This is a genomic window from Sphingobacterium deserti, from assembly GCF_000757725.1.
GTDB lineage: Bacteria > Bacteroidota > Bacteroidia > Sphingobacteriales > Sphingobacteriaceae > Sphingobacterium > Sphingobacterium deserti.
The window spans coordinates 222,326-237,387 of record NZ_JJMU01000024.1; the positions used below are offsets into that span (position 1 = coordinate 222,326).

Annotated in this window: 11 protein-coding genes; 1 reads left to right on the plus strand and 10 read right to left on the minus strand. The window is 42.3% G+C overall.

What is annotated here, in order from left to right; genetic code table 11:
* Positions 1-51 precede the first annotated feature (51 nt).
* From DI53_RS08305 to DI53_RS08330, 6 genes are all read right to left on the minus strand, one after another.
* Positions 52-2,121, minus strand: a complete 2,070-nt coding sequence (locus DI53_RS08305; protein WP_037497563.1) for a glycoside hydrolase domain-containing protein — start codon at positions 2,119-2,121, stop codon at positions 52-54.
* A gap of 55 nt (positions 2,122-2,176) precedes the next feature.
* Positions 2,177-3,421, minus strand: a complete 1,245-nt coding sequence (locus DI53_RS08310; RefSeq protein WP_037497565.1) for a YdcF family protein — start codon at positions 3,419-3,421, stop codon at positions 2,177-2,179.
* A gap of 11 nt (positions 3,422-3,432) precedes the next feature.
* Positions 3,433-4,953, minus strand: a complete 1,521-nt coding sequence (locus DI53_RS08315; protein ID WP_037497567.1) for a RagB/SusD family nutrient uptake outer membrane protein — start codon at positions 4,951-4,953, stop codon at positions 3,433-3,435.
* 56 nt (positions 4,954-5,009) lie between these two features.
* The gene (locus DI53_RS08320; protein ID WP_037497569.1) at positions 5,010-8,261 is read right to left on the minus strand and encodes a SusC/RagA family TonB-linked outer membrane protein; all 3,252 of its coding nucleotides are present in this window, start codon (positions 8,259-8,261) and stop codon (positions 5,010-5,012) included.
* A 106-nt stretch (positions 8,262-8,367) separates the two neighbouring features.
* Positions 8,368-9,036 (minus strand): hypothetical protein, encoded by a 669-nt coding sequence (locus DI53_RS08325; protein WP_037497571.1) that lies wholly within the window; start codon positions 9,034-9,036, stop codon positions 8,368-8,370.
* Entirely contained in the window at positions 9,033-10,022 is a 990-nt protein-coding gene (locus tag DI53_RS08330; protein WP_037497573.1) for a hypothetical protein, read from the minus strand. Before DI53_RS08330 ends, DI53_RS08325 begins: the two co-directional genes overlap by 4 nt.
* 537 nt (positions 10,023-10,559) lie before the next feature.
* Between DI53_RS08330 and dnaA the strand changes: the two genes are divergently transcribed.
* Complete coding sequence (gene dnaA / locus DI53_RS08335) at positions 10,560-11,987, plus strand: chromosomal replication initiator protein DnaA (protein ID WP_037497575.1); 1,428 nt, start codon at positions 10,560-10,562, stop codon at positions 11,985-11,987.
* A gap of 266 nt (positions 11,988-12,253) precedes the next feature.
* On the opposite strand, the gene DI53_RS08340 is transcribed toward dnaA, so the two are convergent.
* The 4 genes from DI53_RS08340 to DI53_RS08355 all read right to left on the minus strand — a co-directional run bounded on the left by DI53_RS08340 (position 12,254) and on the right by DI53_RS08355 (position 14,995).
* Complete coding sequence (locus DI53_RS08340) at positions 12,254-12,640, minus strand: hypothetical protein (RefSeq protein ID WP_037497577.1); 387 nt, start codon at positions 12,638-12,640, stop codon at positions 12,254-12,256.
* Between the two features lie 225 nt (positions 12,641-12,865).
* Positions 12,866-13,213, minus strand: coding sequence for a hypothetical protein (locus DI53_RS08345; protein ID WP_131555209.1), 348 nt, complete (start codon positions 13,211-13,213; stop codon positions 12,866-12,868).
* Positions 13,214-13,487: 274 nt separating this feature from the next.
* Positions 13,488-14,519 (minus strand): tetraacyldisaccharide 4'-kinase, encoded by a 1,032-nt coding sequence (gene lpxK, locus DI53_RS08350; RefSeq protein WP_157836762.1) that lies wholly within the window; start codon positions 14,517-14,519, stop codon positions 13,488-13,490.
* 5 nt (positions 14,520-14,524) lie between these two features.
* Entirely contained in the window at positions 14,525-14,995 is a 471-nt protein-coding gene (locus DI53_RS08355) for a gliding motility lipoprotein GldH (RefSeq protein ID WP_037497581.1), read from the minus strand.
* Positions 14,996-15,062: the final 67 nt, after the last annotated feature.

Below are 15,062 nucleotides of genomic sequence, written 5' to 3' on the forward strand. Positions count from 1 at the left end.
CCCGATCACTCGCCCTGTTTTTAAGGCGGGTGATCAGGTGTTTTTGAAGAACTATCTCCCTTGCTTTGAAGAGGTCGATGTGAGATCCGAGATCCACATACTGTCTGCACCATAGCTTGATGGCTCCTCGCCGGCTTCTATTTCCAGTTGTCCGCCCTTTGCAATTTCTTCATGGCGAAGCCATAGGCGGTTGATATCTTTGCCATTTAAGCGCACGCGATGAATGTAGCGATTTTTATCCCCGAAATTGATGACATTTATGGTAAATGCGGAACGCCCTTTTCCCAGCGTGATAGAAGGGAATAAGGGCACATTAAGATAATAAATAGGTTCGCCCACCAAGGGTTGCTGTAGGCCAAGGGCAGTCATCACAAACCAGCCAGACATCGCGCCGGCATCGTCATCCATGGTGCGTACAAATGCCTTCGGTTCGTTTTTATAAATACGATCAATAAAAGGATCAATACCACGACTGTTGTCATTGAAATAATATTGCACAACGGTATCCAGCGCTAGCTCTTGCACGAGTGATTGGTATCGCCAAGGCTTGTCGCTCGCATAATAAAGGGTAGGCGATTGTATATCGGGCTCATTGGCTCGGTTGAAATAGTGGTTATCAAAAAAATCGTCTAGCTGCTTGCTAAGCGCGGCCTTGCCACCTATCAGTTTCGTTAGTCCTGCCAAGTCATATGGGACATTCCAGCGATATTGCCGGATAGTTCCCTGATACATATTTCGCGCTGACATACGATCTATATCTCTTTTAGAGAGATCTCTAAATTCTTTATTCCAAATGGATGTGTATGTTTTGCTGCGTTCTAGGAATCTTTTTTTATCACGCGGAACGAGTTGTGCCATGGCCCACATGTCATAAGCCGCTTCAAGATATTTATCAGGTTTTGAAAAGTCAAAACGTGTCGTATCTTTTACCAGAGAATCTGTAATGCCACGTACATCTATGTCAAACCCTTTATTTTTAGCATCCAGCAATACGATGGCCGCATGTTCTGTACGTACAGAATTTGCCGGTTCGTGCGGACCTGCGAAATCGTATTTGCCATATCTGTACAAGTCGGCGATGGAGTTGCTGATATCCTGATAGCGATCCGGGAAAGCTAATGCCAATAATGGCAGCTGCGTTTTGTAATTATCCCATATCGCCCAACCGTGATAGCGCTTGCCTTTTGCTCGGTGTACATTACCATCTGTGCCCCGGAATGCGCCGTTGTTTTCCGAAATTTGATAAGGCGATTGTAGCGTACGGTAAAATAAGCTGTAAAATAACTTTTGTCGATCTGCATCACCCTTTACCACGATTTGAGAAAGCAGCTCTTCCCAATTTTGCTGGGACCGCTTTTTCACCGATTGATAATTCTCCGCCGCATTTTTTCTTAAAGTTTGCAGAGCCGATGCTTCATCTACAGCAGAGAAAGCCACCTTCAGTTCCACATCTTCCGAGTCGACAGGTAAAGTAAGATCGATAAAATATTCACCTTGCTTTAAGGCTCCTTTAGGCAAAGCAATGGCGTAGTAAATGGTATAAGTTCCTACGTGGCAAGTCGTTTTCGCTTTGATTTGTCCAGAAAGCGTTCCATCGTGGAGTATGTTATACTGATTAGAAACAAATGCGCCGTTGAAAGCATGATTTAACACGAGCTTGATTCCCTTCTTGCCTTTTTTAAAGGTGTACTGATGAATACCTATATTCTCGTGAACAGCAAACCGTGCGTTAAGCCCGTTACCTTCCATGCTAACCTCATAGAAGCCGGGCCCGGCCTGCTCCTTCGCTTTATTCCATATATGCACGGAATCTCCTGAGTAAGGCTGTACGAAAAGCAGTCCTCCACTTCCCATGCACCCAACACCTTCAAACCTGTTGTGCGTGAAGCCAACAATTCTTTTCGCATCGTGCTCGTAACCCGCATGCAGGTGCGGCCACGTTTGTGGTGCAATATCCATTTGGTGAAAGGGCGATGAAGCGCCGGGAGACAATTGTCCGTGATCCCCAGAGGTGCCTAGAAATACGTTTACTTGATCAGCGAATGGCTGTTGGGCTTTTACGGGGAATGAACCAATAAACAGAGCTATAGAGAGTACGAGTAGGTTGAGGTTTTGAAACATGCAGAAGTTGATTTGCGACTAAAATAGGTAATTAAAACGGTTTAGTCAATCCTATTTAGGGGTCTAATGGTTCATCCGGATCAATAGTAAGCGCTTCTTGAGTTGGCTTAAATTCTATGATTACCGGACTAATGCGCTTGCCTAAAACGTAAGGCACATAGCCCAATTCGTGTATACAGCGTTGCTCCATCCGCTCTACAGCGTCAATATGTGCTATGCTGCTGTTTACTATGGCAAACTTATCTTTCGGAAAGCCATAATTGAGCATGATGCGAGCTGTATTACGAAGATTGGTCGTGGTATGACGCGCATGCGGATCAATCAATATTGCTTCTTCCGGAACGAGAAGTACATCCATCAAATATTTTTTCATCTCCAAAGCCTCAATGTATGGCGTTTTGTAGGGGTGCACGCGTCCGCCAGAAACCACAATAAAGGGAGCGAGGCCATCAAAGTAACTCCGTGCTGCCATTCTACTGCGGAGCATACCACCCGGACTAATGGGTTGATTATAAATTTCCGGACCAGCACCCAGGGTCAACAGCAAGCTATACGGATATCTGTCAAAATCTGTTTTTGCTATAGCCTCATATGCGGCCTTGTTTTCTTGGGAAATTAAGGGCTCCAACTGTGCCGCGTCCCAACGTTCGTTAATTTCCAGCAAGCGAACAGCGGTTAGTAAGGTCATGTTCCAGACTTGTTCAGGGGCTCTCGTGTCAGTAAGCACGTCCTGTCTGACATCTCTTAACAGCGACAGATAACGAGGATCTGCAATATTAAACGAGATGGAATCGATTTTTGGGTAGTTAGGTTTAGCTGCTCCTGCATACACATCAATGACATAATTCATGGCATGTAAATCCTGACGAATCGCCTTGGCGGCGTAATCCCCTATTTTTTTACCGGCAGAAATACCATAAGCATGGCTAGGTAAAAGTTTATTGTGGAATAATGTTGCTAAAGCTTTATCGTTTTCTAGGTGCTTCACGACAGTTTTTGTCAGGCTCTCGATTTCTTCTGACGTCCATTTAAAGGCCGCCAGGAAACAGGATAATTCCTTACAGCCCTCGCTCATTTTGTAGCGAAGTTCTCGCTTTTTTAGCAGATCGTGAAGTGCCTTATCAGCGGCAATGATATTTGGAAGGATCGATGTGTCTTGCATCAACACATAGGTCGCGAAATAATTTTTTGCGATCACCCAGTCTTGTGGGGTTTTATAAGTAGCATAATCCTGTGCTCGTGCTAGCTGTAAATAGCCAAGCACAAGCATCAGGATCATTGCTTTCAGCAAATTGCCCATTACCATATGAATTAATACCCAGGATTTTGGTACATCCTTGTTGGATCTAGTTGATATTCGTCAAATGGAATTGGATAATAGCGATCTTTTGTCGTGATGTTAGACAGCTGCGCATTCCCGTAGTCTGATTGACTTTTTGCTTTAAAATAGTTTACCAATCCTTGCGCATCATAGTTGCGGACTAGGTCAAACCAACGGTGATTTTCGAAAGCAAGTTCGACGCGGCGTTCGTGCAAAATTGCATCTTTCAATGTCGGGTATTTCGAATTGTAAGCAGGGATGTTTTTCGATGCAGCATAGGATGGTAAACCAGCTCTTTCCCGCACTTCATCGAGCAAAGCAATAGCTTCCGCCTCTTTTCCGAGCTTCATTTTTGTCTCCGCGAGTAGCAACATCACGTCAGCATAGCGAATTAAAATCCAATCATTTCCGCCCCAGCCTTGTGAACCAGAAGCCTCGCTGTTATCGCGAAACTTGGTGATAAACCAGTCGCTTACTTGCGGGTGTTCCGCAAATTTTATAGAGAAATCTTTTCTACGATCGCTTGTTTCGTAGTCGTTTACCAAATCCATTTTGACATTACCACCAATACCTGTTGATGGGTATCTCGAATTAATTGTTTCCCCTCGAGCTTGATTATTACGGGCTATGGATGAACTGTAATTTTGGTCGCCTTGCAGATATTGTACTTGAAAGACCAACTCTTTACATGTCATCTTGCTATCCACATCAAAAACTTGCTCGTAAGGTATTTCGTTGAGCTTGCCGAACGTGCGCATGCCATATGCTGCCGTTAGATATTGTTCTGCACGTTGTAGGTTTTCAGCACTTCTTTCAGCAGCAATGGATCCCATCGTTAAGTACACCTGTCCTAAAATAGCATTTATAGCTGCTTTGGACGTTCTTCCGACAGCATATTCCCATTGTGTATTTGGTAGATTACTATCGAGCGCCTCCGTCAAATCGGTAACAATCTGTGCATAGATAGCCGCTTCAGGTTGCCTGTAGGCCAATTCGCTTGCTTGCTCTTTATTTGTTACCTCTACCGTTGCGAGCGGTAGATCCCCAAATTTCCGTACCATATGGAAATACAGCAGACCGCGTAGAAACTTCGTTTCAGCAAGGTAGCGCTTTTTAACATCTTCGTTGCTAAAGGTTACTTGGTCGATTCTTGACAAAATCGTATTGCATCGCGCAATACCGTCGTACATATTTGACCAATGTGATTTTAAGTACGAATTACTTGGTAAAATAGAGAAATCATTGAATTGAAAAGGTTCGCCGGCATTTGACTGATTGTCGTCACGACCGGTGTTATCCGAGCGCTCTTCGCTAAATAGCGTGCTACCTTCGCCTAAATTGTTTCCCGAGCGCAACGCTTGGTAGGCACCATTGACGGCTAGCAAAACATCGTTTTCAGTCTCAAAAAATTTTTCGACAACAACCGCATTTGGATCGAGTTGGTTTAGGAAATCCTCTTTGCAAGAAGCTAAACTCAACAGAAGAAAGGGTAAAATATATCTTTTTTTCATTATAGTTTTTTTAAGAGCAAGCCATTTTCACCGATAGGGGCTTACGCAAACAATTTTTAAAATGTGACTTTCAAACCTAGATTATAACCTCTGACTAATGGATATAACCCGTAGTCTACGCCGGGTGTTAAGTTTCCGCGTTGGTTGTAGTCTGGCTCTGGATTATAGCCTTTGTATTTGGTGATGGTAAACGGGTTTTCAACACTTGCAAATACTCTTACGCCGGCAATTTTTAACTTCGTTGTTAACGATTGCGGGACATTATAGCCTAGCATCACGTTTGTCATGCGCAAGAATGAACCATCCTGCAGGTAAAAAGAAGAAAGGCGTGTGCTGTTACTTTGCGTACCGGCACGCGAGGCACGGTACACTTGGCCGTTTCCTGGATTAGCAGCAGAGCGATAGCGTTGTGCTACATCAGCATATTGGTTTCCGGAACCTTCCATGTTGTAGAGATAGTAATCGTAACCATCCAAGACCATATTGCCTTGTGATCCATTGAATGAAGCCCGGATGTCGAATTGTTTATAGGAAGCATTAAGCGCAAAACCGTAGGTAAAATCCGGATGTGGATTGCCAATTACACGTTTATCTGCATCATTCACGATGCCATTGCCATCCACATCTTCAAAGTACAGATCGCCGGGTTGCATAGGGTTTGTAGAGCTTGCTGATGGGGCTACTGTTTTGTAGTTTTCCTCTGTGGCTACACCCAAGACCTGGAACCCATAGAACATACCGATAGGGCTACCCTCTTGTGTAATATGTGTGATGTATGAGCGCTCCGCACCGTTTGTCATAATGGTCGCAGCTCCACCTAAATCAAGCACCTTATTTCGGTTCACGTTAATATTACCGCTAAAGCCCAATTGAAAATCTCCGGTTCTAATCAATGTTGCATCCAACTGTATGTCGAATCCCTTATTTTCCACCTTGCTGTCACGCAGATTTGTCAAGATTGATGTAGCGCCAGAAAGAGCGGATACGGGTTGATTGAATAGCAGGTTGAAGGAGCGGCTTCGGTAAAGGTTTGTCATAATATTCACGCGCCCGTTAAATAGGCCGATGTCTATTCCCGCGTTGTACTGCGAGGTTGATTCCCACCCTAATCCTGTATCTTGGAAATCATTCGGCCAATAGCCTGTCGCTACGTTATCTCCGATGATGACACCTCCCGGCGAGCTCATTGTTGTCATGTTTCGGTAATCCCCGATATTGTTGTTACCACTTAAACCCCAGCTTGCTCTTAGTTTTACGGAAGAACCATTTCCTAACCAGCTATTGTAAAACTCTTCGTTAGACAATGTCCAGCCAGCAGATACGGAGGGAAAAGTTCCCCACTTTGTTTCCGATCCGAAACGGGATGAGCCGTCGGTACGGAAGGATGCCGAAAGAAAATATTTAGCATCGTAATTGTACATGACGCGGCTAAAGTACGATTGTAATGTTGTAACTCTTTTAAAAGCGTCTTGTAAGGTAAAGTTGGTCGGATCTGCGCCCTTATCTGTAATTTCACCAATTTTATCATTTTGGAAACCGTTCGCCCTGACATGAATTTGGTCAATATCTGTCCGCTGTGCAGAATAACCCAATAATGCATTTATCTGATGCTTTTCGTTAAACGTTTTATTGTAATTAAGCGTGGTTTCTACCAATTTGTCGATTTCGCTTCGCGTGCGGGCATCGGCATAGGCGCCGGTTATTGCTTGTGCGGAATATGGTGGATTATTACCGTTAGAAATGCTGGTAGGACGATAATAATCATACTTTTCGTCATAGGTCGATAGACCTCCGTTAACTTTGAGGTTTAATCCTTTCAAAATCTCAAAGTCGGCAAAGGCATTGTACAGCCCCCGCTTACCACGACGGTTGTTTTTGATCATGGTTACATAAGCCAGCGGATTTTCCGGATTTTGAATCCCGAAATTGTTTGCAGACAAATCAGCCATAAGATACTGCGCGTAGCTGCCATCTTCATTATAGACGGGTAGCGTAGGCAGATAGAGCAATGCAGCCATAGACGGGCTGCGGTCATAGCGACCGGTGGTAACTTCGTTATTATCATTGTACGTGAAGGACACATTAGCTCCTACCGTCAAGCGATCATTTACTTTCGAATCAATATTCGTACGGAAGTTAAAAACCTGCTGATCTGTGCCCAGCATTATACCGTCTTGATTTTGATATGAACCGCTTATCAGGTACCTTGTTTTATCATTTCCGCCATATGCAGATAGGTTATGACGCTGAAAAGGTGCATTCCGGTACAAAGCATCTTGCCAATCTGTATCGTATTGAGCGCGTTTTGCAGTACCTGTCGCAAAATCATAATACTCTTCAGGAATGGATACCGACCCTGCGTTTCCAACCCGGCTTACACGCGTAGCGTTATCATCAGTTCGCATAGCGTCAGTCCAAGTTCCGCCTCTGTTGACCACCAAATCTTTGTAGGCATTGTTCCTGCCATCAATCAAGAGATCGATAAATTCTTCGGAGTTGAGTAGATCAATTTTTTTTGATAGTTGACCAAAACCTCCCAAAACTTCGTAATCTATATTACTTTTTCCCTCTTTTCCACGTTTGGTTGTAATTAAGACAACACCGCCTGCTGCTCGCGATCCGTAAATCGCTGCTGAAGCGGCATCTTTTAGCACATCAATTGTCTCGATATCATTTGGGTTGATGTTTAGGTTATTACCAGCGGGGTATCCGTCGATAACATACAACGGATCTGAACCCGCATTGATAGATCCCATTCCGCGTACACGAATCTTCGTGCCATCGTATGGCGCACCACTAGTTTGCATTACCTGCACGCCGGCAATTTTACCTACTAGAGCTTGCGACAGTTTAGGTGAGTTTAGGTTCAGCTCCTCGGCCTTAACGCTGGCAATAGCACCGGTAACATCTGATTTACGAACGCGTTGGTAACCGATCGAAACAAGAACCTCATCTATCGCTTGGGATTGGGATTCCATAGAAAATACGAGATTATCTACGGTTGTCGCCTGCTGATCCACTGGATTGAAACCAATGTACCGCACCGATAGCATGTCACCCTTAACGCCCGAAAGGGCGAATGTTCCGTCGCTACTCGTTTGAACACTTTGTTTAGTGCGCGCGTTGGTTACAGTGGCCCCAGCAATAGGGTTGCCCTGAGAGTCTAACACTTTACCGCGTAAATTTTGTTGATCTTTTTCAATGTTTGTTATTAAGCCGTTGCTTTCATTTATGTGTGCGCTTGCTGGGAGTGAAGCAGCACTTAGTGAAAGTAACAGCCAGAGTAATCTGGATGGTTTAGAATACATTTCTTCACTTATTAGTTGCCGCAAACCTAGCAGTCTAATGTTATGAAGACGTTAATAAAACTTTATAATATTATTAGGTAAATCGTATTAGCTAGACATGGCAAGATCAGTCCTGATCAAAAGATTTCAGCGAGCCGTCAGCATTGAATTCTATCGTGTATCTTGATCGATCACTTGTAAGAGAACGGGGATACCAGCTGATTTTGTTATTTGATGTGATTGCGTAAACGTTGTAATCTTTTGATTTGCTTTCAATTTCTATAAGTTTATCTTGTATAATGCGGGATACACGATGCGCATTCTGAAAAGGTAACTCGTTTATGTTGACTATATTTTTGGAGACAATATCCCTTTTAGAAAGGACGACAGGTTTAGGATCAGACCATCCGCCCTTATCATAATGGTAACTGTCTACATATTCTGGGTTGTCCGGGTTTTGAATTTTTAGATAAATGCGGTAGTCGTCATAAAAATGGATAGACATGTATATGAAAACCTCCTTGCCACGTAGCTCTGGACGATTTCGCAACGCTTTTTCCGCACGCAGCAAGGCGGATGTATCCATCAAAAAGCCATGGTTTGGCGTATCAATAGGAGCGCTATGTCCGTTTTGAGATTCCGCGTTAAGCGCATTTGACTTTTCGCCGGAAGTTATGTTTTCATTTCGGGTTGCTCCGCTTTTGGTTTCTTCAATCGTTTTTACAAACGAGTCACAGCCGTTGAATAAAACCAGCATAGCATAGAAAACCGTCATGAACAGGATATTTTTTCTCATACAATATTTAGTTCATTCATTAAGTCTTCCTCGAACGCCACGCGTTTTGGGTTTTCAGGGTCATAGAACAACATTTTTTCTTTGCCGTTTTTAATGGTTCCCAAATCTATCAACGCTACTATTTTCTTAATGGTTGGCGTATGAAGGTTTCCATGCGCATCATGAAATTGAACATGGAAGCGCACCTCAGGCTGATCATTAATAGATGTTCCTGTTTGCTCAATCTGTCCAATAGATGCAAGCGCTCTTTTGCCTTTGAATTTCAATACGGTAGCTTCTGGGCCAATGTTCATCTTTTTGAATACGACATATCTAAGTATTAAAAAGATGATCCCGGGAAAAAAAATAATGCAAGAAGGTATTACGACCAAGGGATGCCAAGTGGATAAAAAACGCCAACCATAGCCGCCATTTTCGAGATCATAAGAAAATGTAAAATAATACAACACCGCGGCTAGGAACATACACCATACGACCATGAGAAACCAGTTTACGCTCACCAAACTTTCTTCCAAAACAACATAGGGGCTAGTTTTAAACTTTGGATCCACACGTAAGTAGCACATCTTGCCAACTTGGTACCTGTTTTCCTCAGGCTTTGTATCTGTAAAACTCATGCTGTGCCAAATTGTTTCTCCGGCAAGGTTTGCTAATTTCAAAACAATAGTTTGCGTTTTAAATTTAGCATGTGCTGATTTAAGCGGTTTCACTTCTACAATTTCTCCCTGTAATCGCTTACCAGTATTTGAAAGCTTTTTGATATTCCTTTTGGCAATAACGCTGTATCTTAGGATGAGCCAAATAGCAATCGTGAATACTGCTGCCCATAAAATGAAACTTAGCGCTAGATGGAACAACGCGGCGTTCGGATTGACAAGATCAAGATTCGTATTTCTAAATTCTGTATTGTAATATATAATTGCCGGGTGCGCAAAAATAAAGTATAAAAAGAATAGTAACCAGAAAATTCCAAATCCCTTACGCATAAATTGACTTCATTTTGTGCAAGATTGTAGTGCTAAAAAAGCTGTAGCAAGATTTTATCAACATAACCCAAACGCTCCATCCAAATTAAGCGAATAAAGTATGTTTATCAAAAACTTTGCCAAGAGAATTGTGGTACGAAGGTTGCTGAATAGATGTGGTTTAGGAAAAATTATACGAGAATTTCTGGATCATATATCTTTTTGATTAGACTTTTATTTTTGAATAAAAAACGTGTATATTTAAACACGGAGATTAGTCAATAGTTTTCCACACTCATTCGCGCTATTACGCAATTTTGCCAAAAGATGACAGGTTGTAATGGTGTTGAAGTAGTGCTGTTGAAAAATAAAAACTTAAGAATTTTCTTTAGCTAAATAACCTTAAAAACTTACTTAACACATTGATATTCAGTGTTTTTTCCTTTTTTTGATTTTTTAATTTTTTAGCTCATATTTTTTTGTCATCTTCGTCTTAAGCGAAAGTTTTAAACAAATTTTTTGTCAAATATTGGTTTTCAAGTTATTAACAATTTAAGAATGGAAAAAACGTATACAAGTGTCTGGAATAGCTGTCTTCAAATCATAAAAGACAACATTCCTGCGCAAAGTTTTAAGACCTGGTTTGAACCCGTGAAAGCGGTAGGTCTAAATGGAAACGTTTTGACTATTCAAGTGCCGTCTGTATTTTTCTACGAATGGTTGGAGGAGCACTACGTCGGTATTCTACGCAAAACGATCAAAAAGTTCTTGGGCGAACAAGGTCGTTTAGAGTACAATATTATTGTCGATAAATCATCTGCCAATACCCCGTATACCACTAACATCCCATCTAATGGGAATGGTGCGGAAGGCAAAAAGCAATCTATTCCTGTTCCTGTGGCATTAAACAAGAATATCAAAAACCCTTTTGTTATTCCTGGATTGAAAAAGCTACAGGTTGACCCACAACTGAACCATCACTATACCTTTGATAATTTTATCGAAGGGGAATGTAATCGGTTGGCGCGCTCTGCGGGATTTGCCGTAGCAAATAAGCCCGGAGGCACCTCTTTCAACCCTTTGATGGTATATGGTGATGTAGGGCTGGGTAAAACACACTTGGCGCAAGCTATCGGTAATGAGATCAAAAGAAATCTACCCGACAAGCTAGTGATTTATGTTTCTTGCGAAAAGTTCTGTCAACAGTTTGTGGATTCATTGAAGAATAACACAATCAACGACTTCGTTAACTTTTACCAAGCTATGGATGTGATTATTATGGACGATGTCCATAATTTCGCAGGGAAAGAGAAAACCCAAGATATCTTCTTCCATATCTTTAATCACTTGCACCAATCAGGAAAGCAGATCATCCTTACGTCCGATAAGGCTCCAAAAGACCTATCAGGATTAGAGGAGCGCTTGCTGAGCCGCTTTAAATGGGGACTATCGGCAGATATCCAAATTCCAGATCTGGAAACAAGGATGGCTATCTTGAAGAAAAAAATGTATTCCGATGGTATTGAACTGCCAGAGAACGTGATGGAATACGTTGCTACACAAATTGACAATAGTGTACGAGAACTTGAGGGTGCTATGGTATCACTTTTAGCACAGTCTACCTTAAACAGGAAAGAAATCGACTTGAATCTGGCGAAGTCCATGTTGAAAAACTTTGTGAAGAATACGCACAAGGAGATATCCATGGAATACATCCAAAAGTTGGTCTGCGAGTATTTTGAGGTGCCTGTGGAGATGGTGAAATCAAAAGTGCGCAAAAGAGAAATTGTACAAGCTCGTCAAATTTCGATGTATCTGGCAAAAAACCACACGAAATCGTCTCTGAAATCTATTGGTAGCTTCTTTGGTGGACGTGATCATTCTACGGTGATCTATGCCTGTCAAACAGTCGAAGACTTGATAGAGACGGACAAAAAATTTAAAACGTATGTGCAAGATATCCAAAAGAAGCTTAAAACTTCATAGTGGAATTTTGTGTAATTTTGGAATGCAAAGATGCGAAACCGACTAAGGTTTCGCATTTTTTGTTTACGCAATGTTTGATGGGAGAGGAATTTTTTCAATTCATTAAAGAAACGATCCTATACGCTATAGGTGGATTCGTCAATACACACTAATTAAAAAATGGGTCCCTATGCAGGTTCCCATTTTCCATTTGTTCAACGTAATTCCCAAAAATGGAAATTGATTTATAGCGATTTATTAAACATGTATACTGTTTTGCTAACTGTTTATTTGGCAGGCTGATTAGGCTGGGGTGCTACGGGTACAGGTTTAGGAGCCGACTCTTTGGGACGCTCTGAAACCCATTTCACGAACAAAGATTTTTGCTCATCAGACAGTTTCTCCGCCACTTGCGCGTCTGTCGTTGCTTGTATTTTATGAAGTGATTCTGCTAAAACTTCCGCTGATAATGTTGCATCTTCCTTGATCGTTTCTTTTGCTTTGGCGCCTTCCCAGACAATCTTTAAAACACCTGCCTGTTGCTCTTCTGTAAGCGTCAATTTTTCGGTAAGCAATGCAACTTCTTGTTTGGCCGTCTCTTCCGGGTTGCCCTGAGCTACTGTTAGTGTTACAGCAAATAATAAACTGATACCTGTTAAAATTAATTTTTTCATGTTTTCAAACTTTATTGTTCAACTATTTATATTCGTTTCATTGTTATAATAACAGCAATATGTATGCATTTATTACTCCGATTGTATCAAGTATGTTACTATTTAACGTTCATTAACGAATTTGATAGCGCAAGTTTCTGAGATGGCTAATAATTAACACGTAAAAAAATAAGGCGATTAGTTGTCGTAATCGCCTTATTTTCGTGTATGATCGCTACGTGTAGACTAGGAACGTCCAGCCCTACCTGCTGACTGGCGTTGTTGCAGCTTGTCGTACTTTTTCGCCTGCTCGTCCGATAGGAACGCGCGTATCTTTTTTCGGTATTTCTCGCGGTTAGCTTGTATGCCTTGGCGAACGACTTGCCTATCGCCATGGCTCTTGCTAAACAATTCCTTTTCTTCCGACGCCTGTGCGAAGACCTGTTTATAGATCGAATCTTGCTGCGTGCTATTCAGTTCTAGCTCTGTTGTCAACCTTCTAACCGTATTTTTAGCTCGGTCAGCAGGATCCAATTGCTGCATGTCTCTTCCTTGCCGCTCTTGCGCAAGCCCCATCATACTTATCCCAAGCATGATAGATACCATTAATCAAGTTAGCCTTTTCATATGTTTATTAATTGAGTTTTTGAAAATATGCAAATGTTAGTGCTGCTGTTTATCCGTTTAATAGGCTGTTTTTAGTTGGGGTATGCTTGCGACAACAGCTAAACCTATTTCTATGTTTTCTCACCATTAACTATAGCTAGCGTGTCCCCCGCCTGTGTATTAGTAAAGATAGTGCACAACAATGTAATGTATTTATACATAGGGAGTTATTTAGGGAAGTTTAACCTCTATTAATAGTATTTTACACTTCCGGGGCATGAAAAGCCCTTTTGATCAACTGATTGAAGACTGCGCCCTCGCCAAACATTATTTCTTGTTCGATAGGAACGAAATATACCGGATACTGGGAAAGAAAGTTCGTGGGCAGGCGTTGCATATCTTTTTCGGTACAAACGATGATTTTTTCCGTAGTAGCTAGTTTGGTAAATTGCTCGCCAATCTTGGCCAAATCAGCCGTTGTAAACTGGTGATGATCGCTGTACCGAAGCTGTTCTAAATTTTTAAGCTTGGGCTTTAGGTATTGCGCCAACGGTTCCGGTTTAGCTATTCCCGTTACCAATAATGCTGTAGTTTGCGTGAGTTCAGCATCAGCGATAACCTCGTTCGCTGTATTTCGAATAGCTTGATAACCTATTTTGGAGAAGAATAATGGAGCCCGGCTGTGCTTTCTGAGCTTCGCTGTTAGCTCAAATTTTACTTCCGGATCGAGCTTCTCAGGGCACTTCGTGATGACGATGCAATGCGCGCGCCCACTTTCTCGCAAAGTATCTCTAAAGTTTCCTGTGGGTAAGGATAGTATTGGTTTCAACAGTGATTGGTAATCGAAGAGCAAGATAGCGAAACTTGGTTTCAAAGCGCGGTGTTGATAAGCGTCATCTAGCAGTACGGCTTCGCTGTTTGGAAGAAGTCGCTGAATACCTTTCACCCTGTTTTCACAAACGGCCACGGTAATCTCGGGAAATTTGCGTTTAATTTGAAGAGGTTCATCACCGCTATGTTGCGCATCATCAGCTACACTTACTTCCCGAAAACCTTTCGTTTTGCGTCCATATCCGCGGCTTAAAACAGCGACCTTTTTAGGAGAGCCAAGCGCACGTAATACATATTCGACCATCGGGCTCTTGCCCGTACCGCCCACGGCCAAATTTCCAATGACAACCACCGGGATAGCAAACGATGTGCTCTTTATCAAATTGAAATCGTATAGTCGATTTCGTAACCAAACAATGCTGGCATAAATTAGCGAAACCGGAAACAAAAGCCAACGTATCATGGATATCATGGTTTTTTCACCACTTTTAATCCCACATCAGCGATCTCCTTGAGTGGATTTTCGCGCATGTTCTGCTCAATACCGAAGTTATAGATGCCTGTGTCAGGAAAGACAAAGTCTTTCTTGACCAAGCGCTGGTTCGCGTAAAGATTTCCGGCGCTACTTCCTGTCCAGCGGCCATCCTGTTCCGCCAGCTTGATCTCGTAGCGCTGTACAGTATCCTTTAACCCCGGACCCTGTTGGCTAAATAGTATGAAGAGGTTGGAGTAGCTGTAGTCATTCGTATGGCGCACATTCACCCAAAGGTCGTATTTGCTCTTAGCATCGGTAATCTTAATAGCAAAGGTTGGTACATCGCTATAGCTCCAGCTGCGATCAGCAATGCTTTCATTGCGTTCAAACAATGCGGAATCGCTGCAGGCATTTCCAAACAGGAGAACGGATAAAAAAAGAAGTCGTGTGAAGAGATCTTTCATACTGTATGTCTAAACCAAATGAGCCGGAAGTAAAATAGCAAAAAGCAGCTGCTTAGACAGCTGCCCC